The organism is Massilia sp. CFBP9026 (assembly GCF_034045165.1).
Lineage (GTDB): Bacteria > Pseudomonadota > Gammaproteobacteria > Burkholderiales > Burkholderiaceae_D > Telluria > Telluria arenae.
This window is the reverse complement of the sequence record NZ_JAXCWH010000008.1, coordinates 163,647-183,339: the sequence shown is the minus strand read 5'-3', so window position 1 is coordinate 183,339 and position 19,693 is coordinate 163,647. Positions and strand designations below refer to the sequence as shown.

Annotated in this window: 19 protein-coding genes; 13 read left to right on the top strand and 6 right to left on the bottom strand. The window is 64.6% G+C overall.

From position 1 onward, the window contains the following. Nucleotides 1-86: 86 nt before the first annotated feature. Entirely contained in the window at nucleotides 87-395 is a 309-nt protein-coding gene (locus SOM28_RS20005) for a DUF485 domain-containing protein (RefSeq protein ID WP_320469200.1), read from the top strand. Continuing rightward, nucleotides 395-2,062: a cation acetate symporter gene (locus SOM28_RS20000; protein WP_123071321.1), complete on the top strand. Its 1,668-nt coding sequence runs from the start codon at nucleotides 395-397 to the stop codon at nucleotides 2,060-2,062. The genes SOM28_RS20005 and SOM28_RS20000 overlap by 1 nt, the downstream gene beginning before the upstream one ends. A 49-nt stretch (nucleotides 2,063-2,111) precedes the next feature. Here SOM28_RS20000 and SOM28_RS19995 read toward each other — a convergent pair whose 3' ends face one another. The 3 genes from SOM28_RS19995 to SOM28_RS19985 form a co-directional block, all read right to left on the bottom strand. After that, nucleotides 2,112-2,438: an antibiotic biosynthesis monooxygenase family protein gene (locus tag SOM28_RS19995; RefSeq protein ID WP_320469199.1), complete on the bottom strand. Its 327-nt coding sequence runs from the start codon at nucleotides 2,436-2,438 to the stop codon at nucleotides 2,112-2,114. Between the two features lie 29 nt (nucleotides 2,439-2,467). Further along, nucleotides 2,468-3,457, bottom strand: coding sequence for a zinc-dependent alcohol dehydrogenase family protein (locus SOM28_RS19990; protein WP_320469198.1), 990 nt, complete (start codon nucleotides 3,455-3,457; stop codon nucleotides 2,468-2,470). A 63-nt stretch (nucleotides 3,458-3,520) separates the two neighbouring features. Continuing rightward, nucleotides 3,521-3,823 carry an ArsR/SmtB family transcription factor gene (locus SOM28_RS19985; protein ID WP_123071318.1) on the bottom strand — a complete coding sequence of 101 codons (303 nt, stop codon included), beginning with the start codon at nucleotides 3,821-3,823 and terminating at the stop codon, nucleotides 3,521-3,523. A gap of 270 nt (nucleotides 3,824-4,093) precedes the next feature. On the opposite strand from SOM28_RS19985, the gene prpB reads away from it, so the two are divergent. From prpB to SOM28_RS19960, 5 genes are all read left to right on the top strand, one after another. Further along, nucleotides 4,094-4,984, top strand: coding sequence for a methylisocitrate lyase (gene prpB, locus SOM28_RS19980; protein WP_320469197.1), 891 nt, complete (start codon nucleotides 4,094-4,096; stop codon nucleotides 4,982-4,984). Between the two features lie 12 nt (nucleotides 4,985-4,996). Further along, the gene (gene prpC / locus SOM28_RS19975; RefSeq protein WP_320469196.1) at nucleotides 4,997-6,157 is read left to right on the top strand and encodes a bifunctional 2-methylcitrate synthase/citrate synthase; all 1,161 of its coding nucleotides are present in this window, start codon (nucleotides 4,997-4,999) and stop codon (nucleotides 6,155-6,157) included. Between the two features lie 169 nt (nucleotides 6,158-6,326). Next, a complete protein-coding gene (gene acnD, locus SOM28_RS19970; RefSeq protein WP_320469261.1) occupies nucleotides 6,327-8,933 on the top strand; it encodes a Fe/S-dependent 2-methylisocitrate dehydratase AcnD in 2,607 nt (868 codons plus the stop codon). 14 nt (nucleotides 8,934-8,947) lie between these two features. Next, a complete protein-coding gene (gene prpF, locus SOM28_RS19965; protein WP_320469195.1) occupies nucleotides 8,948-10,138 on the top strand; it encodes a 2-methylaconitate cis-trans isomerase PrpF in 1,191 nt (396 codons plus the stop codon). Nucleotides 10,139-10,281: 143 nt separating this feature from the next. Then, nucleotides 10,282-12,897, top strand: a complete 2,616-nt coding sequence (locus tag SOM28_RS19960) for a bifunctional diguanylate cyclase/phosphodiesterase (protein WP_320469194.1) — start codon at nucleotides 10,282-10,284, stop codon at nucleotides 12,895-12,897. A 117-nt stretch (nucleotides 12,898-13,014) separates the two neighbouring features. Here the strand turns inward: SOM28_RS19960 and xth are convergent, their stop codons facing one another. Beyond that, nucleotides 13,015-13,782, bottom strand: coding sequence for an exodeoxyribonuclease III (gene xth, locus SOM28_RS19955; protein ID WP_320469193.1), 768 nt, complete (start codon nucleotides 13,780-13,782; stop codon nucleotides 13,015-13,017). Between the two features lie 13 nt (nucleotides 13,783-13,795). Then, nucleotides 13,796-14,107, bottom strand: a complete 312-nt coding sequence (locus SOM28_RS19950) for a hypothetical protein (RefSeq protein WP_148044080.1) — start codon at nucleotides 14,105-14,107, stop codon at nucleotides 13,796-13,798. Nucleotides 14,108-14,239: 132 nt separating this feature from the next. Between SOM28_RS19950 and SOM28_RS19945 the strand changes: the two genes are divergently transcribed. The 3 genes from SOM28_RS19945 to SOM28_RS19935 all read left to right on the top strand — a co-directional run bounded on the left by SOM28_RS19945 (nucleotide 14,240) and on the right by SOM28_RS19935 (nucleotide 15,329). Beyond that, a complete protein-coding gene (locus SOM28_RS19945) occupies nucleotides 14,240-14,584 on the top strand; it encodes a phiTE_015 family protein (protein ID WP_123071079.1) in 345 nt (114 codons plus the stop codon). A gap of 10 nt (nucleotides 14,585-14,594) precedes the next feature. Then, nucleotides 14,595-14,801, top strand: coding sequence for a DUF1653 domain-containing protein (locus SOM28_RS19940; RefSeq protein ID WP_123071080.1), 207 nt, complete (start codon nucleotides 14,595-14,597; stop codon nucleotides 14,799-14,801). Nucleotides 14,802-14,942: 141 nt separating this feature from the next. Beyond that, nucleotides 14,943-15,329 (top strand): hypothetical protein, encoded by a 387-nt coding sequence (locus SOM28_RS19935; protein ID WP_123071081.1) that lies wholly within the window; start codon nucleotides 14,943-14,945, stop codon nucleotides 15,327-15,329. A gap of 74 nt (nucleotides 15,330-15,403) precedes the next feature. On the opposite strand, the gene SOM28_RS19930 is transcribed toward SOM28_RS19935, so the two are convergent. Further along, nucleotides 15,404-16,897 carry a leucyl aminopeptidase gene (locus SOM28_RS19930; protein WP_320469192.1) on the bottom strand — a complete coding sequence of 498 codons (1,494 nt, stop codon included), beginning with the start codon at nucleotides 16,895-16,897 and terminating at the stop codon, nucleotides 15,404-15,406. A gap of 64 nt (nucleotides 16,898-16,961) precedes the next feature. Here SOM28_RS19930 and lptF point away from each other — a divergent pair, with 64 nt between their 5' ends. Genes lptF through SOM28_RS19915 form a run of 3 tightly spaced genes read left to right on the top strand, consistent with a single transcriptional unit; the run spans nucleotide 16,962 to nucleotide 19,680 of the window. Beyond that, nucleotides 16,962-18,119 carry an LPS export ABC transporter permease LptF gene (gene lptF, locus SOM28_RS19925; RefSeq protein WP_123071083.1) on the top strand — a complete coding sequence of 386 codons (1,158 nt, stop codon included), beginning with the start codon at nucleotides 16,962-16,964 and terminating at the stop codon, nucleotides 18,117-18,119. Then, nucleotides 18,116-19,300, top strand: a complete 1,185-nt coding sequence (gene lptG / locus SOM28_RS19920; RefSeq protein ID WP_320469191.1) for an LPS export ABC transporter permease LptG — start codon at nucleotides 18,116-18,118, stop codon at nucleotides 19,298-19,300. The genes lptF and lptG overlap by 4 nt, the downstream gene beginning before the upstream one ends. Next, complete coding sequence (locus tag SOM28_RS19915) at nucleotides 19,300-19,680, top strand: sirohydrochlorin chelatase (RefSeq protein ID WP_320469190.1); 381 nt, start codon at nucleotides 19,300-19,302, stop codon at nucleotides 19,678-19,680. The genes lptG and SOM28_RS19915 overlap by 1 nt, the downstream gene beginning before the upstream one ends. Nucleotides 19,681-19,693: the final 13 nt, after the last annotated feature.

Below are 19,693 nucleotides of genomic sequence, written 5' to 3'. Positions count from 1 at the left end.
TTTTATGCCGTAAGAATCCGGTAAGGGGCCGCCCGTAGGATGGGTCTCAGCCGCAAAGGCAACACCAGAAAAATCAGGAGACAAAATTGGATCAAGACGTTGTACAGAGGGTCAAGAGCGACCCGAACTACCAAAAGCTCAAAGAGACCCGTTCCAAGTTCGGCTGGACGCTGACCTGGGCCATGATGATCGTGTACTACGGCTTCACGCTGCTGGTCGCCTTCAACAAGGAGTTCATGGGTTCCCGCATCGGTGACGGCGTCATGACCTGGGGCATTCCCCTGGGCCTGTTCGTCATCCTGTTCACCGTCGTCATCACCGGCATCTACGTGCGCCGCGCCAATCGCGACTACGACGAACTGAGCGACGCCATCAAAGCGAAAGTGGGTGCCTGATGAAACGCTTCCACACCGCAGCCGCGCTGGCCGCATTTGCTTCCTTGGCAGCCGCCGGCATCGCCCACGCCGCCCCTGACCTCGGCCAGGGCGTCAAGCAAGCCACCAACTGGACCGCCATCATCATGTTCGGCGTGTTCGTGCTGGGCACCCTGTACATCACCAAGTGGGCTGCCGCCAAGACCCGTTCGGCATCCGATTTCTATACCGCCGGCGGCGGCATCACCGGCTTCCAGAACGGCCTGGCGATCGCGGGCGACTTCATGTCGGCCGCTTCCTTCCTGGGTATTTCCGCCGCCGTGTTCCTGGACGGCTTCGATGGCCTGATCTATGCGATCGGCTTCCTGGTCGGCTGGCCCGTCATCACCTTCCTGATGGCCGAGCGCCTGCGCAACCTGGGCCGCTTCACCTTCGCCGACGTGGCCTCCTACCGCTTCGCCCAGAAGCCGATCCGCGTGTTCGCGGCCTCCGGCACCCTGGTCGTGGTCGCCTTCTACCTGATCGCGCAGATGGTCGGCGCCGGCCAGCTGATCAAGCTGCTGTTCGGCCTGGACTACTGGATCGCGGTGGTGCTGGTTGGCGCCCTGATGATGGTCTACGTGCTGTTCGGCGGCATGACCGCCACCACCTGGGTGCAGATCATCAAGGCCGTGCTGCTGCTGTCGGGCGCCTCGTTCATGGCGTTCTCGGTGCTGGCCCAGTACAACTTCAGCCCATCGCTGCTGTTCCAGACCGCGACCGAACTGCACGCCAAGGGCGACGCGATCATGGGTCCGGGCAGCTTCATCAAGGATCCGATTTCCGCGATATCGTTCGGCATGGCGCTGATGTTCGGCACCGCCGGCCTGCCGCACATCCTGATGCGCTTCTTCACCGTCCCGAGCGCCAAGGAAGCACGTAAATCGGTGCTGTGGGCGACCACCTGGATCGGCTACTTCTACATCCTGACCTTCATTATCGGCTTCGGCGCGATCGTGCTGGTGGGCACCAACCCGGCCTTCAAGGATGCTGCCGGCGCGCTGCTGGGCGGTAACAATATGGCTGCAGTCCACCTGGCGCAAGCCGTGGGCGGCGACGTGTTCCTGGGCTTCATCTCGGCCGTGGCCTTCGCGACCATCCTGGCGGTGGTGGCTGGCCTGACCCTGTCGGGCGCCTCGGCGGTCTCGCATGACCTGTACGCCACCGTGTTCAAGAAGGGCCAGGCAACCAGCGCCAACGAGCTGAAAGTGTCGAAGATCACCACCATCTGCCTCGGCATCATCGCCGTGCTGCTGGGTATCGCCTTCGAAAAGCAGAACGTCGCCTTCATGGTGTCGCTGGCCTTCGCAATCGCCGCGTCGGCCAACTTCCCGGTGCTGTTCATGTCGGTGCTGTGGAAAGACTGCACCACCCGCGGCGCCACCGTGGGCGGCTTCCTGGGCCTGGCAACCGCGGTCATCCTGACCGTGCTGTCGAAATCGGTGTGGGTCGACGTGCTGGGCAACAGCGCAGCGATCTTCCCGTACGCTTCGCCGGCGATCTTCTCGATGGCGATCGGCTTCTTCGGTATCTGGATCTTCTCGATCACCGACAAGGGACCACGTGCCCGCATCGACCGCGCCGGCTTCGAGGCGCAGGAAGTGCGCGCCGAGACCGGTATCGGTGCGGCGGGTGCGTCGGCGCACTAAAAAGAGCTTAAGTAAGTAAAAAGGGCGGCCTGTGAAGGCCGCCCTTTTTTTATTTCGCTGCCGACGCATCCCATGGGCCGATGCTGAAGGCCGCACCTTCGATGTGGCGGACGGCGGGTTCGCCGGCGAGAAAGTCCTGCAAGCCCGCCATGAACGCCTGGTGGTCGTCGCTCGTTTCGAAGTTCGGGGTGTGATCTTCCAGCGTCTGCCAGCGCACGATGAGTGTGAACTGTTGCGGCAGCTCGATCCCGGGCGCCAGCAAATGGCCCCGGTACCCCTTCGCACGGGTGAGCAGGTGAGCGACGTCGGCAAACGCATGTCTGAACGCGTCGGTGCGTTCGGGCCGGACGAGCAGGGTGGCGATTTCGTAGATCATGATATTCCTTTCGAAGTGAATGGAGCGACTCAGGCTGGTGCGCTGGTGCGATCGGCCAACGGCCCCACCGCGATCGCGATCTTTCCCCTGAGGCCATTGTCACGGCTTTCCAGCCGCGCATGGGCAAGCGGGATGTCGGCCAGCGAATAGACGGCGCCGACATGGGGTTTCAGCTGGCCGCGCTCGATCAGGGCGCTCAGTTCGTCGAGCTTGCCGCGGTTCTGGCGGGTGAAGACGAAGTGGTAGCTGGCATTCTTGCCCCAGGCCTGGATCAGGTTCTGCGGCGCCGCGATGTCCACGATGGAGACGACGCGGCCGAGTTGCGCCAGCACGTCCGGGCTACGCGTCAGGGTGTCGCCGCCGATGGTGTCGAATACCACGTCGACGCCGTGGCCGCCAGTTTCGCGCTGGATGGCTTCGACGTAATCCTCTTTCGTGTAATCGATGACGACGTCGGCGCCCAGGGAGCGTGCGAACTCGAAATTGTCTTCCTTCACCGTGGTGAACACGCGGGCGCCCATGGCTTTGGCGACCTGGATCACGACGTGGCCCACGCCCCCCGCGCCGCCATGGATAAGGATGCTTTCCCCGGCTTTCAGCTGTGCGCGCACGGCGAGGGCTTCCCAGGCGGTGCCGCCGACAAGGGTCAGGCTGGCGGCTTCGAGATGGGTCAGCGACGCCGGTTTCTTGCCGACGATGCTCTCGGCGGCGACATGGTATTCGGCATAACTACCGGGGCCATCGAAGATTTGCGGGGTGTACCAGACTTCGTCGCCTGGCGCGAACGCGGTCACGCCGGGACCGACTTCCTCGACCACGCCCGAGACGTCGTGGCCGGTGATGCCCGGCAGCGGCACCAGGTCGGCATAGTCGCCGCGGCGGACCTGGTAGTCCAGGGGATTGATGGAGGTGGCCTGCACCCGGACCAGCACCTGGCCGGCCTGCGGTACGGGTTTCGGCACGTCGCGCAGTTCAAACGATTGCGGGCCGCCAAAAGAAGTGAGCACTTGAGCTTTCATGATTGTTCCTCGTTTCGTTAAAAAGGGATATCGGGAATTGCCGATATGTAGTGGTAAAAAAATTTACAGCTCTTTGCCAATGATCTCGGCGAGCGCACTGATGGCTGCTTCATTGCGCTTGTAGTACGTCCACTGTCCAATGCGCCTGACTTCCACCAGGCCGGCTCTTTGCAGTGTTGCGAGATAATCGGACACGGTCGACTGTGACAAGCCGACACCTTCCTGGATGCTGCTGACACAGACGCCAACCGTGTGGACATCGCCCTCATCCTGCGGAGGGAAATGATTCTCGGGATCCTTCAAGCCTTTCAAGATGTCAAGGCGTGTGCGGTTCGAGAGGGCTTTGAAGATGTCTAGCAGTTCCATGGATTCCAGTATATCGGGATATCCCGATATGTCAAGCGACGCGTTTGGAGCGCATTAGCGTTTTAAGCTGGGCTTAATTGTTTCAGTCGTTGCATCTTATTGTTTCAGTATGAAACGATGGGGCGCAAGAGGAATGCCGGGGCGCTCACCGTGATGTACGCTAAGTGTTTGAATATAGTGAAAAATTACTGTCAAGTGCCGGAAGGATCAGGGCTGGCACGCGGTTTGCAATAGCAGGTTCGACACCCACCGCATCTGAAAGGACACCGCATGACCAAGCTCTCCGCCGGCGCCGAATTCCGCAAGGCAATGAAGGAAGAATCCCCATTGCAAGTGGTCGGCGCAATCAACGCCAACCACGCCCTGCTGGCCCAGCGTGCCGGCTTCAAGGCGATCTACCTGTCCGGCGGCGGCGTGGCGGCGGGTTCGCTGGGCTTGCCCGATCTTGGCATCTCGAACCTGGACGACGTCCTGATCGACGTGCGCCGCATCACCGACGTGTGCGACCTGCCGCTGCTGGTCGACGTCGACACCGGTTTCGGCGCCTCGGCCTTCAACGTCGCGCGCACCGTGCGCACCCTGGCCAAGGCCGGCGCCGCCGCCTTCCACATCGAAGACCAGGTCGGCGCCAAGCGCTGCGGCCACCGTCCGGGCAAGGAAATCGTCAGCAAGGACGAGATGGTCGACCGCATCAAGGCGGCCGCCGATGCCCGCCCATACGACGAGTTCGTGATCATGGCGCGCACCGACGCGCTGGCCGTCGAAGGCCTGGATGCCGCCATCGAACGCGCCGTGGCCTGCGTGGAAGCCGGCGCCGACATGATCTTCCCCGAGGCGATGACGAGCCTGGAGATGTATAAACAGTTCGCCGACGCGGTCAAGGTGCCGGTGCTGGCCAATATCACCGAGTTCGGTTCCACGCCGCTGTTTACCGTCGATGAACTGAAAGGCGCCGGCGTCGGCCTGGTGCTGTATCCGCTGTCGGCCTTCCGCGCGATGAACAAGGCGGCCGAGAACGTGTACAACGCGATCCGCCGCGACGGCACCCAGCAGAACGTGCTCGACACCATGCAGACGCGCGCCGAACTGTACGACCGCATCGACTACCATAGCTATGAACAGAAGCTCGACGCGCTGTTCGCCCAGAACAAAGCGAAATAAGGAGAACCGAGGATGACGACCCAGAACAACGAGACCCCAACCTTCAAGCCGAAGAAATCCGTGGCCCTGTCCGGCGTCGCCGCCGGCAATACCGCGCTGTGCTCGGTCGGCAAATCGGGCAATGACCTGCACTACCGCGGCTACGACATCCTGGACGTGGCCGACGCCTGCGAATTCGAGGAGATCGCTTATCTGCTGGTGCACGGCAAGCTGCCGAACGAGGCCGAGCTGCGCGGCTATAAAGCCAAGCTGCGCTCGCTGCGCGGGCTGCCTGCCGCCGTCAGGAGCGCGCTCGAGGCGGTGCCGGCCGGCGCCCATCCGATGGACGTGATGCGTACCGGCGTGTCGGTGCTGGGCTGCACCTTGCCCGAGAAGGACGACCACAATCTTGCCGGCGCGCGCGACATCGCCGACCGTCTGATGGCCTCGTTCGGCTCGATGCTGCTGTACTGGTACCACTACAGCCATGCTGGCCGCCGCATCGCAGTGGAAACCGACGACGACTCGATCGGCGGCCACTTCCTGCACCTGCTGCACGGCTTCAAGCCGAGCGAATCCTGGGTGCAGGCGATGCACACCTCGCTGATCCTGTATGCCGAGCACGAATTCAATGCCTCGACCTTCACCGCGCGCGTGATCGCCGGTACCGGTTCCGACATGCACTCGGCCATCACCGGCGCCATCGGCGCGCTGCGCGGTCCGAAACACGGCGGCGCCAACGAAGTGGCGCTCGATATCCAGAAGCGGTATGAGAACGCCGACGAAGCCGAAGCCGACATCCGCAACCGCGTGGCCAACAAGGAAGTCGTGATCGGCTTCGGCCACCCGGTGTACACGATCTCGGACCCGCGCAACAAGGTGATCAAGGAAGTGGCGCGCTCGCTGTCTCTTGATGCCGGCTCGATGAAGATGTTCGACATCGCCGAACGCCTGGAGTCGGTGATGTGGGATGTGAAAAAGATGTTCCCGAACCTGGACTGGTTCTCGGCCGTGTCGTACCACATGATGGGCGTGCCGACCGCCATGTTCACGCCGCTGTTCGTCATCTCGCGCACCTCGGGCTGGGCCGCCCACGTCATCGAGCAGCGCATCGACAACAAGATCATCCGCCCGAGCGCGAATTATGTCGGTCCGGAAGACCTGCAGTTCGTGCCGCTGGCCGAACGTAAGTAATCAGTTAGCACCACCAGCCCCAACACGTCGTTCCCGCGAAGGCGGGAACCCAAGTTAGTTCGCAGGCCACGAGTGCAGTTTTTGGTCACGCACGCAAAACTGGGTCCCCGCCTTCGCGGGGACGACGGTTTTCAGGTCAGCTAATCAATCGAGCATCGCCATGAGCACCATGAACACCAACCATCTGAAGCCACTCCCCGGCACCGACCTGGACTACTTCGACACGCGCTCCGCCGTCGACGCCATCCAGCCCGGCGCCTACGACACCTTGCCTTACACCTCGCGCGTGCTGGCCGAGAACCTCGTGCGCCGCTGCGATCCCGCCTGCATGACCGATTCGCTCAAGCAGATCATCGAACGCAAGCGCGAGCTCGATTTTCCCTGGTTCCCGGCGCGCGTGGTCTGCCACGACATCCTGGGCCAGACCGCCCTGGTCGACCTGGCGGGCCTGCGCGACGCCATTGCGCTGCAAGGGGGCGATCCGGCCCTGGTCAATCCGGTGGTGCCGACCCAGCTGGTGGTCGACCACTCGCTGGCCGTCGAATGCGGCGGCTTCGATCCGGACGCGTTCACCAAGAACCGCGCGATCGAGGATCGCCGCAACGAAGACCGTTTCCACTTTATCGACTGGACCAAGAAGGCCTTCCAGAACGTTGACGTGATCCCGCCCGGTAACGGCATCCTGCACCAGATCAACCTCGAACGCATGTCGCCCGTGATCCAGGTGGAGAACGGCGTGGCCTATCCGGACACGCTGGTCGGCACCGACTCGCACACGCCGATGGTCGATGCGCTGGGCGTGATCGCGATCGGCGTCGGCGGGCTGGAAGCCGAAAGCGTGATGCTGGGCCGCGCCTCGTACATGCGCCTGCCCGACATCGTCGGCGTCGAGTTGACCGGCCGGCCCGGCCCCGGCATCACCGCCACCGACACCGTGCTGGCGCTGACCGAGTTCCTGCGCAAGTCGAAAGTCGTCTCCGCCTACCTCGAGTTCCATGGCGAGGGCGCCGCCGCACTCACCCTGGGCGACCGCGCGACCATCTCGAATATGGCGCCGGAATTCGGCGCCACCGCCGCGATGTTCTACATCGACGAGCAGACCATCAAGTACCTGCGCCTGACCGGGCGCGAGGACGAGACCGTGCACCTGGTCGAGACCTATGCGAAACAGGCCGGCCTGTGGGCCGACAGCCTGCGGAATGCCCAGTACGAACGTACGCTGAGCTTCGACCTGTCCAGCGTGGTGCGCAATATCGCCGGCCCGTCGAACCCGCATAAGCGCGTACCGACCTCGGAACTGGCGGCGCGCGGCATCGCCGGTAAAGTGGAGAATGAGCCGGGCCTGATGCCCGACGGCGCCGTCATCATTGCCGCCATCACCAGCTGCACCAACACCAACAACCCGCGCAATATGGTCGCCGCCGGCCTGCTGGCGCGCAATGCCAACCGCGCGGGCCTGCTGCGCAAGCCCTGGGTCAAGAGTTCGCTGGCGCCGGGTTCGAAAGCCGTGGCCCTGTATCTGGACGAAGCCGGCCTCACGCCCGAGCTGGACAAGCTTGGCTTCGGCGTTGTGGCGTTTGCCTGCACCACCTGCAACGGCATGAGCGGCGCGCTCGACCCGGCCATCCAGCAAGAGATCATCGCGCGCGACCTGTATGCGACCGCCGTCCTGTCGGGCAACCGCAACTTCGACGGCCGCATCCACCCGTATGCCAAGCAGGCCTTCCTGGCTTCGCCGGCGCTGGTGGTCGCGTATGCGATCGCCGGCACCATCCGCTTCGACATTGAGAAGGACGTGCTGGGCGTCGATGCCGCCCGCAAGGAGATCCGGCTGGCCGACCTGTGGCCATCGGATGAAGAGATCGACGCCGTGGTCGCCGCCAGCGTCAAGCCCGAGCAGTTCCGCAAGGTGTATACGCCGATGTTCGCGCGCGTCGTCGACGATGGCGCCGCGGTCAGCCCGCTGTACGACTGGCGTCCAAAAAGCACCTATATCCGCCGCCCGCCGTACTGGGAAGGCGCGCTGGCAGGCGAGCGCACCCTCTCCGGCATGCGGCCGCTGGCGGTCCTGGGCGACAACATCACCACCGACCACCTGTCGCCGTCGAACGCGATCATGCTCGATTCGGCCGCCGGCGAATACCTGGCGAAGATGGGTTTGCCGGAAGAAGACTTCAATTCCTACGCCACCCATCGCGGCGACCACCTCACCGCGCAGCGCGCGACCTTCGCCAATCCGACCTTGAAGAACGAGATGGTCAAGGATGGCCTGGGCAATGTGATGGCCGGTTCGCTGGCGCGCATCGAGCCGTCGGGCGAGGTGACCCGCATGTGGGAAGCGATCGAGCATTACATGGAACGCAAGCAGCCGCTGATCGTGGTGGCCGGCGCCGACTATGGCCAGGGCTCGTCGCGCGACTGGGCGGCCAAGGGCGTGCGCCTGGCGGGCGTCGAAGCGATCGTGGCCGAAGGTTTCGAGCGCATCCACCGCACCAACCTGGTGGGCATGGGCGTGCTGCCACTGGAGTTCAAGCCCGGTATGAATCGCATCACGCTTGGCATCGACGGCACCGAGACCTTCGACGTGGTGGGCGAGCGCACGCCGCGCGCGGACCTGACGCTGGTAATCCATCGCAGGAACGGAGAACGGCTCGAGGTGGTGGTGACCTGTCGCCTCGACACGGCCGAGGAACTCGCCATCTATGAAGCGGGCGGGGTGCTGCAGCGCTTCGCCCAGGATTTCCTTGAATCGTCGGCTCCGAAAGCGGCGGCCTGATGGAGAACCGCACCATGTCCCACGTCCCCCAAATCAGGATCCCCGCCACCTATATGCGCGGCGGCACCAGCAAAGGCGTGTTCTTCAAGCGCGAAGACCTTCCCGAACCGGCGCGCGTGCCCGGCGCCGCGCGCGACGCGCTGCTGCTGCGCGTGATCGGCAGCCCCGACCCCTACGGCAAGCAGATCGACGGCATGGGCGGCGCCACCTCCAGCACCAGCAAGGCCGTGATCGTCGAGCGCAGCACCCGTCCCGACCACGACGTCGACTACCTGTTCGGCCAGGTGGCGATCGACAAACCCTTCGTCGACTGGAGCGGCAATTGCGGCAACCTGTCGGCCGCGGTCGGGCCTTTCGCCATCGCGAACGGGTTGATCGATCCTGCACGGGTGCCACGCGACGGCATCGCGGTCGTGCGCATCTGGCAGGCCAATATTGGCAAGACCATCATCGCCCATGTGCCGATGACGGATGGCCAGGTCCAGGAAACGGGCGACTTCGAGCTCGATGGCGTGACCTTTCCGGCGGCCGAGGTGCAGCTGGAATTCATCGATCCGGCGGCCGAGGAGGAGGGGAGCGCCGGTGCTATGTTCCCGACCGGGAACCTGGTCGACGAACTGGACGTGCCCGGTGTCGGCACCCTGAAGGCCACCATGATCAACGCCGGCATCCCGACCATCTTCGTCGAGGCGGGCGCGGTGGGTTACGACGGCACCGAGCTGCAGGATGCGATCAATGGCGATGCGCGCGCGCTGGCCATGTTCGAGACCATCCGCGCCCACGGCGCGCTGCGCATGGGCCTGATCGCGAGCATCGAGGACGCCGGCAAGCGCCAGCACACCCCGAAGGTCGCCTTCGTCGCGAAAGCGGCCGGCTATCTCTCGTCCAGCGGCAGGCAGGTGGCGCAGGGCGACATCGACCTGCTGGTGCGCGCGCTCTCGATGGGCAAGCTGCATCACGCGATGATGGGGACGGCGGCGGTGGCGATCGGCACCGCGGCGGCGATTCCCGGCACCCTGGTCAACCTCGCGGCCGGCGGCGGAGAACGTAGCGCGGTGCGCTTCGGCCATCCGTCCGGCACCCTGCGCGTGGGCGCCGAGGCGGTGCAGCGGGACGGCGCCTGGAGCGTCAGCAAGGCCATCATGAGCCGCAGCGCGCGGGTCTTGATGGAGGGGCGGGTATGCGTGCCGGGTGACGCCTTTTGAAGTTTTGGGGCGACGCCCGCGCGGTGTCGCTTTCTTGCCGCAAGCAGTTCAATTGCAGGCCGGTTTCGGGTTATGATGATCGCCCTTGTTGCCACTCGGCAACTCAAGGCAACCATGAGTATTAGCCGCGACTGCAACAACCGATGGATGGATTTTCGAACCTGCAATTAGCTGACGTTGCGGACGCCGGTGGATACGATGCGGACCTGGCGCAGCTGGCCGACCTGTCCGCCCTGCGGCGCATGGTGCGCGAGCAGCGCGCCGTGTTCGAGAACGCGCCGGTCGGCATCGCCGTCACCCAGCCCGACCGGATCCGCTCGTTCAATCCGCGCGCGGGCGAGATGTTCGGCTTCGCGCAGGACGAGGTCGGCAGCATCGCGCCGGCCGAGGTCTGCGTCTCGCCCGCAGACTACGAGACCCTGATCCGGGAAGCGTTCGCGGTGCTGGCCGGGGGCGGCCTGTTCGAAAAGAGCGAGCAGCAGTTCCGGCGCCGCGACGGCAGCAGTTTCTGGGCGCGCCTGCGCGGCTGCGCGGTCGAACCGGGCAACCGCGACGCCGGCACCATCTGGATCGTCGAGGACGTGACCGAAGCGCGCCAGGCGATGAGCGAGGTGCAGGCGATCATGACCAATGCCTCGATCGGCATCATGTTCACCCGCAACCGCGTGATCCGCCGCGCCAACCCCGCCTTCTGCCAGATGTTCGGCTATGCCGAGGACGAGCCGCTCGGGGTGTCCACGCGCGTGATCTACCCGGACGAAACCGCCTATCGCCAGCTCGGCGCCGAAGCCTATCCGCAGCTGGCGGACGGCCGGCCGTTCACGACTTCGCGCACTCTGGTGCGCAAGGACGGCACGCCGGCCTGGGTCCAGATGATCGGCTACCAGGTCAATGCGAAAGACCCCGACAAGGGCACGATCTGGATGCTCGAGGACCGTACCCGCGAGCGCAGCGACGAGCAATCGCTGCGCGAGGCGCTGATGGAAAACCGCGCTATCCTCGACAACGCGGTGCTGGGCATCGCCGTGGTCGAGGGCGGCCGCACCCTGCATTGCAACCGCAAGATGGAAGAGCTGTTCGGCGCGCCGCCGGGCGGCATGGACGGCATCGCGGTGCGCTCGCTGTATCCCGGCCACGCCAGCTGGAAGGAGGCGCGCGAGCTCTCCGGGCGCCACTTCGCGCTGGGCCAGGCCCACATGGCCGAGCACGAGATGGTGCGGCGCGACGGCAGCCGCTTCTGGGCGCGCCTGTCGGGCCGCCTGTTCGACCTGGCGCAGGCGAGCGGCAGGAGCGTGTGGCTGGTGGACGACGTCACCGCCCAGCGCGAGGCGGCCGACGCCATCCTGCGCGCGCGCGACGAGCTCGAGGTGCGGGTGGCCGAGCGCACCGCCGAACTGGCCGGCGCCAACGCCCTGCTGCAGGAAGAAATCAACGAGCGGCGCCAGGCCGAGGCGCGCGTGCACCACATGGCCTACCACGACAGCCTGACCGGCCTGCCCAACCGCGCCATGCTGTCCGAGCGGCTCGATGCGGCGATGCGCGTCGTGGCCTCGGGCGACGCGCCGCAGCAGGGGCAGCAGTTGGCCCTGATGTTCATCGACCTCGACCGCTTCAAGAACATCAACGATACCCTCGGCCACATGGTCGGCGACCAGCTGCTGCGCAACGTTGCCCTGCGCCTGGTGACCGCTGTGCGGCCCAGCGACCTGGTGGCGCGCCTGGGCGGCGACGAGTTCGTGGTGCTGATGCCGGGGATCGCCGGCAAGGGCGATGCCGCCGCGGTGGCCGACCGCATCATCGCCGCGCTGTCGATGTCGTGCCAGATCGACGGCCACAGCCTGCACATCTCGCCCTCGATCGGGATCTGCCTGTATCCGGACGACGGGGTCGACGTCGAGACCCTGATGCGTCACGCCGACGCCGCGATGTACCAGGCCAAGGCGGCCGGCCGCAACAATTACCAGTTCTTCACCGAGCGCATGAACCTGGCGGCGGCGCGCCATTTCGAGCTCGAATCGAGCCTGCGCGGCGCGCTGGCGCGGGAAGAGTTCGCGCTGTATTTTCAGCCGATCATGTGCACCGAAACGCGCCGCCCGCGCGCGCTGGAAGTGCTGCTGCGCTGGCGCCGCGACGGCGCGCTGGTGGGACCGGACGAATTCATCCCGATCCTGGAGGAGAGCGGCATGATCATGGAGGTCGGCGAGTGGGTGATCCGCAGCGCCTGCGTCCAGGCCATGCAGTGGCAGCGCGAGGGGCTGGACGTGGTGCCGCTGGCGATCAACCTGTCGGCGCGCCAGTTCACGCACCAGGGCCTGGTCGACTCGATCCGCGCCATCGTCGCCGAGACGGGGATCGCACCGAGCCTGGTGGAGTTCGAGATCACCGAGACTGCCTTGATGCAGCACGGCGGCCAGACGCTCGAGATCCTGCGTCAGATAAACGCAATGGGGATGTGCCTGTCGATCGACGATTTCGGCACCGGGTATTCGAGCCTGGCCTACCTGAAGCGCTTCCCGGTACGCAAGATCAAGATCGACCGCGCCTTCGTGCGCGAGCTCGAAGCCAGCACCGAGGACCGCGCCATCGTGGCGGCGGTGATGGCGCTGGCCAACAGCCTGCAGTTGTCGGTGGTGGCCGAAGGGGTGGAGACCGAAGGGCAGTATGCCTTGCTGCGCTCCTTCGGGTGCCAGTATGCGCAGGGCTATCTGTTCGCGCGGCCGTTGCCGGCGGAGCAGGTGGCAAGCTTGCTGGCGGGGTGATTCCAGCGTACGCTGGACGCGTGGACGGACAAGCCGTCCACCCTACGTGTGTGCGGTAGGGTGGAAGGCTCGCCTTCCACGCGTTCAACCACCGTCAAACGATCGGGCTGCCCGGTGTCAATCCGCCAAGGTCGCCACCACCGGCGCATGATCCGACGGCTGCTCCCACTTGCGCGTCTCACGGTCGATGTGGCACGCGGTGCAGCGATCGGCCAGTGTCTTCGACAGCAGGATGTGATCGATGCGCAGGCCGCGGTTGCGGCGGAAGGCCATCTGGCGGTAGTCCCACCAGCTGTATTGCTTCTCGGGCTGTTCGAACAGGCGGAAGGCGTCCGACAGGCCGAGCGCCATCAGCTCCTGCAGCGCGGCGCGCTCTGGCAGCGAGAAGTGGATGCGGCCTTCCCATTCGGCCGGGTCGTGCACGTCGCGCGCTTCGGGCGCGATATTGTAGTCGCCCAGGATCGCGAACTGCTCGTGCGCTGCCATTTCCGCCGCCACCCAGGTGCGCAGTGCGTCCAGCCAGGCCAGCTTGTACGTATATTTGTCGGAACCGACTTCCTGACCGTTCGGCACATAGGCGCAGATGAAGCGCACGCCCCCGATCGTGGCCGCCAGCAGGCGCTGCTGAAGGTCTTCATAATGCGGGTTGTTCCTGACCACGTCCTCGATCGGAAGCTTCGACAGGATGGCCACGCCGTTATAGGTCTTCTGGCCCGAGAACGCGACCTGGTAGCCGGCGGCGTTCAGCTCGGCCAGAGGGAATTTGTCATCCGTGAGCTTGGTCTCCTGGATGCAGACCACATCGACCGGATTGGCTTCCAGCCATTGCAGGAGATGCGAGAGCCGGACTTTCAGGGAGTTTACGTTCCAGGTAACTATTTTCATTGTTCTATGTGTGTCATGGTAGAGTGTTGGCTGTAACATACTGTTGTGCGGCCAAGTTGCTTGCCAACGAGCTATTATCACCGAGTTCGCGATTGGCCATCGGGTGGTCGCTCTTTCCTTGGATGGAAGCGAAGGCGCCAAATTGGCTAAGTCGCAACAGGCGATAATAAAATTGATTAACAGGTTGCCAAAGAGTATTGCTCCATCGCCGGGTCAGCGCTATAAACGAGATCAGGTGGAGTTTGATACGAACGAACTCGGCAGTGTGAGTTTGTTGCTTTTCGGTAATAATAAAATTGCGTGAGGGCAACTTCCATTGTACCATTAGCGTGTCGTGAAGCAGGTTCGGTCGGACCACACGGTTGTCCAAGACCATCGACACGCGGTAGTGGTACTATTGTGAAATATTCGGTTTCACGAGTTAATAATCCGAACGCAGATTTGAAAAAGGACAGAAATGCGCAGTGCATTTGAAGCGTGGGCCCAGCGTGAGGGTCATATTGTTCGCCGCCGCGAAGACAAGCCCGAGGAATACCTCGTTTTTGAAACCCAGCGCCGTTGGGTGATCTGGCAGGCAGCGCTGGCGCATGGCGCCAAGGCGGCCGCCGACGCGCCGTCGAAGTTCGCCAAGGACGGCGTAGCGCCGGCGATCGCCCAGGACGAGGCTGCCGTGCGCAACCGCGTGCTGAACGAAGTGCTGGACGCCTTCAGCGAACTGGACGAGACCGCCGGCATGGAAGGCGTGCTCAAGGTCATCCAGGGCCTGAAGAAAAAGCAGAAGGCCGAGGCCGAAAAGGTCTGACCTCGTCCGCATGCCGACGCGTTACCGCCATTACAAGGGCGGCATCTACGAGCTGGTGTGCGAAGCAGTGCTGGAAGCCGATCACACACCCGTGATCGTCTATCGCGGCCAGGATGGTGTCGTGTGGGTAAGGCCCCGTGACGCCTTCTTCGAGACGGTGACGGTCGACGGCAGGATCCTGCCGCGATTCACCCTGCTCGACGCGACGTCCGCTTGACCGCAGGGCAGGGCTTCAAGAACGGCGCAATGCTGCCGTTAAAGAAGCATCTGCCTCTTGATGGTCGCCATGTCGTTTCTCCTTCGTCCGTTTGCCGCCGCCGTGTTGCCCGCCCTTGCCTTGCTGGGTGGATGCGCGACCATGTCCGAATCGCCCGTGCAGCAGCTCGAGGTGCGCGCCGTGCTCGATTATCGCGAGATCGGCGGGGTCGGTTGCATCCTCAGCAATGACGTGGGCCGCTGGTATATGATCGCCCCGGGGCGGGTGACCGTCACCCGCAGCAGCCAGCCGATCTCGATCAGCTGCAAGAAGGGCTCGGCCGCCACCGCCGCCGAAGTCGTCCAGGCCAGGCTCGATACCAGCAACCTGATGGGCAACCTGGTCATCAGCGCGGGGCTTGGCTACTTCGTCGACCGTCATTCGGGGGCGGGTTATGGCTATCCAGCCATCCTGACCGTCGTGATGCAGCCGTCCGCGCCGCCGCCCGAGGCGGCGGGAGCGAATCCGCTCGATACGCGGGTGTTCTGATCCATCAAGTAAAACGGCCCCGCATGCGGGGCCGTTGTCGTTGCATCGCCTCAGGCGGCGATTACACCCTCGCTTTACACCCGATTCATCAGGAACGTGGTCAAGAGCGGCACCGGACGGCCGGTCGCGCCCTTGTTCGCGCCCGATTTCCAGGCGGTGCCGGCGATGTCCAGGTGGGCCCAGGTGTACTTGCGGGTGAAGTTCTCCAGGAAGCAGGCCGCGGTGATCGAGGCCGCGCCCGGGGTGCCGATATTGGCCAGGTCGGCGAAGTTCGACTTGAGCTGGTCGTTGTAGATATCGCCCAGCGGGAAGCGCCATGCCACGTCGCCGGCCTGCTTGCCGGCATCCAGCAGTTCCTGGGCCAGGCCGTCGTGGGCCGCGTCGTCGCGCGTGAACAGGCCGCTGGTGTGGTGGCCCAGGGCCACGATGCAGGCGCCGGTCAGGGTCGCGATGTCGACCACGGCGGCCGGCTTGAAGCGCTCGGCGTAGGTGAGGGCGTCGCACAGGATCAGGCGGCCTTCGGCGTCGGTGTTCAGCACTTCGATGGTGGTGCCGTTCATCGCGGTGACGATGTCGCCCGGCTTGGTGGCGCGGCCCGACGGCATGTTCTCGCAGGCGGCGACGATGCCGATTACATTGAGTTTCAGGCCCATCTCGCCGATGGCGCGGAAGGTGCCGAGCACCGAGCCGGCGCCGCACATATCGTATTTCATCTCGTCCATGCCTGGACCGGCTTTCAGCGAGATGCCGCCGGTGTCGAAGGTGATGCCCTTGCCGACCAGGACCACCGGCGCGTCTTTCGACTTGCCGCCGTTGTGCTTGAGGACGATGAATTTCGGCGCTTCTTCGCTACCGCGCGTCACCGACAGGAAGCTGCCCATCTTGAGCGCTTCGAGCTGCTTGCGTTCCAGGACTTCGATGTCGAAGCCATAGTCGTCGGCCAGCTTGCGCGCGGTGGTGGCCAGGAAGGTCGGGGTGCAGACGTTGGGCGACAGGTTGCCCAGTTCCTTGGTCAGGTTCATGCCGTTGGCGATGGCCGCGGCCTGGGTCAGGGTCGCCTTGTCCAGGCCGGCGGCCGGGGCGGCCACGACGATCTTGCGCACGCCGGTAATGGCCGGATCTTTCTTGCTCTTCTGGCCGTCGGTGCGGAATTCGGCGTCGCTGGCGCCGATCACGAGCGCGCGCAGCGCCCAGTTTGCGTCGCGCTCTTTCACGCTCTCGAGCGGGAGTGCGATAATGGCGTCCGCCGCGCCCAGGGTGGAGAACACCTTCAGTGCGGCGGTGACGCCGGTAGTGAAGCTTTTCTCGCTGACGACTTCATCGGCGCCCAGGCCGACCAGCAGCACGCGCGTGGCGCTAACGCCGGTCACGCCGCGCAGCAGCAGGGTCGAACCCGGTTTGCCGCTGATGTCGCCCGACTTGAGCGCCGCGCTGATGTCGCCGTTCACATCGAGTGCTTTGGCCGCAGCCGACAGTTTCTTGTTCTCGTACACCGCAACCGCGATGCAGCCTGATTTCGCAGCGGCCAGGGTGTTTTTTGTGTCGAATGCTTTTATGCTAAAGTCCATTTGGTTCTCCGGTTCGATGTTTGGCGGCGGACTGCCTAATCTGCAATTATAACGACTCTATTGAATGATTTTCCGACGTTCCCTGCAACGTGAATTGGCGAGCGCCGCCGGCGCCACTTTTACGGTGCTGTTTTCCATCCTCGTCACCTGGACCCTGATCGCCATTCTCGGCCGGGCCGCGGGTGGCAAGGTGGCATCCGGCGACGTGCTGGCGCTGATCGTCTTCCGCAGCGCCGAGCTGCTGCCGATCATCCTGATCCTCACGTCCTTCATCGCCGTGGTGGCCACCGTCACGCGCAGCTACCGCGATTCCGAAATGGTTGTCTGGTTCGCCTCGGGTCAATCCCTCCTCGGATGGATCCGGCCGGTGCTCACGCTCGGCCTGCCGATGGTGGCGCTGGTGGCCGCGCTGTCCTTCGTCGTCACGCCCTGGGCCAAGATGAAGAGCGCCGAATTCGTCGAGCGCTTCCAGAAGCGCGAAGACCTGCAGCGCGTGGCGCCCGGCCAGTTCCGCGAATCCAGCTCGAGCGACCGCGTGTTCTTCGTCGAACGCAGCGCCGAGGGTTCGACCGTGGTGCAGAACGTGTTCGTCGGCGGCGTCGACGGCGACAGCCACTCGGTGGTGGTGGCCAAGCAGGGCGTGATCGAATCGGACGGCAAGGGCGGCCAGTTCCTGGTGCTCTCCAATGGCCGCCGCTACGAGGGCGTGCCGGGCCAGGCCGATTTCCAGACCATGGAATTCGAGCGCTACAGCATGCGCGTGGCGACCCAGGCGCCGATGATCGGCGCCGACGTGCCGGTAGCGGCGCTGTCCACGCCGGCGCTGCTGATCGCGCCCAACCGCTTCACCCAGGCCGAGCTGCTGGCGCGTATCGCGGCGCCGATCACCTGCCTGGTGCTGATGCTGCTGGCGATCCCGCTTGGGTTCGTCAATCCGCGCGCGGGTTCGTCGGCCAACCTGATCATCGCCTTGCTGATCTTCTTCACGTATAACAATCTGGTGCGCCTGTCCGAGGCCAGCGTCAAGCAGGGCAAGCTGGCCTTCGCCATGGGCTGGTGGCCATTGCACCTCGCTGCGCTGCTGGTGGTGGTGGGGCTGTTCGCGTGGCGCCTGAACGTGAACCACCGCTATCATCCGCTGGTCCTGATCAGCGCCTTCAAGCGCCGCCGTCACCTGAAGAAATCGCCGGCCGCCAAGCGCGAGGAGGCGCGCGCAGAATGAAAATCCTCCAACGCTATTTTGCCGTCAATATTTTCCAGGCGGTGGCCTTCGTCCTGGCCGCCTTCCTGGCCCTGGTCGCCTTCATGGACCTGACCAGCATCCTGCCGTCGGTCGGCAAGAACGACTTCGGCATGCAGCACGCCTTGCTGTACGTCCTGCTGCTAGTACCGGGCAATGTCTATCAGGTGATGCCGGTGGCCGCCCTGATCGGCACCATCTATACGATGGCGCAATTCGCATCGAGCTCGGAATTCACCATCATGCGCGCCTCGTCGATGTCGACCCGCCAGGCCGCCATGATGCTGTTCAAGATCGGCGCGGTATTCGTCCTGATTGCCTTCGTGTTCGGCGAACTGATCACGCCGCGCACGGCCCCGGTCGCCGAGCGCATGCGCCTGACCGCCAAGGGCGGTTCGGTGTCGGCCGAGTTCCGCTCGGGCATGTGGACCAAGGACAGCGTGCACGCGGAGGGCGTGCGCGGCAACATCACCGGCTCGCGCTTCTTCAACGTGCGCCGCATCGCGCCCGATGGCCAGCTCGAGGACGTGCGCCTCTACGAGTTCGACAACAATATGCGCATGCGCTCGATCGTCACGGCGGCGCGCGGCACCTATGGCGGCAACAATACCTGGCGCCTGTCCGACGTGACCGAGACGATGTTCGCCAACAGCCGCGAGCTGGCGGCGCCCGGTTCCGCAGTGCCGGCCGGGCAAACCATCCAGAGCACCTATGGCCACGAAACGGCCTCGGTCTCGACCCGCAAACTGGACAGCTACGTGCTCGCGTCCGAGATCACGCCCAAGATCCTGTCTGTGTCTCGCTCCGATCCGGAACGCATGTCGGCCGCCGAACTGGCTGTCTACACGCGCCACCTGGCCGAGAACCGGCAAGAGACCGAACGCTTCAAGGTCGCGTTCTGGAAGAAAGTCGTCGATCCGTTCTCGATCTTTGTGCTGATGGCGCTGGCGCTGCCGTTCGCCTACCTGCACACGCGCAGCGGCGGCGTCAGCCTCAAGATCTTCATCGGCATCATGATCGGGGTGAGCTTCCTGCTCATCAATTCGCTGTTCTCGCACCTGGGCGTGCTGACCATCTTGCCGGCCTTCCTGACGGCGGTCGCGCCAAGCCTGCTATTCCTGCTGATGGCGCTCGGGGCGCTGTGGTGGGTGGAAAGACACTGATGAAGCACGGACTGATCCTGTTCGCCCATGGCGCGCGCGCCGCTTCCTGGGCCGCGCCGTTCGAGCGCCTGCGCGACGCCACGCAGGCCCGGACGCCGGATGCCGAGGTAGTGCTGGCCTTCCTGGAGCTGATGACGCCCAGCCTGCCGGACACGGTGGCGGCGATGGTTGCGCGCGGCATCGACCAGGTTACCGTGGTGCCGGTATTCTTGGGGCAGGGCGGCCATCTGCTGCGCGACCTGCCGGCCCTGTGCGACACGATCCGCGCCGCGCATCCCGGCCTGGATCTGAACGTGGTCGGCGCCATCGGCGAAGATCCGGGCGTGCAGCGTGCTATGACCGATTATTGCGTGGCCTCGCTCGGTGCCCGGGGCGATTGAACGCACCGCCGTC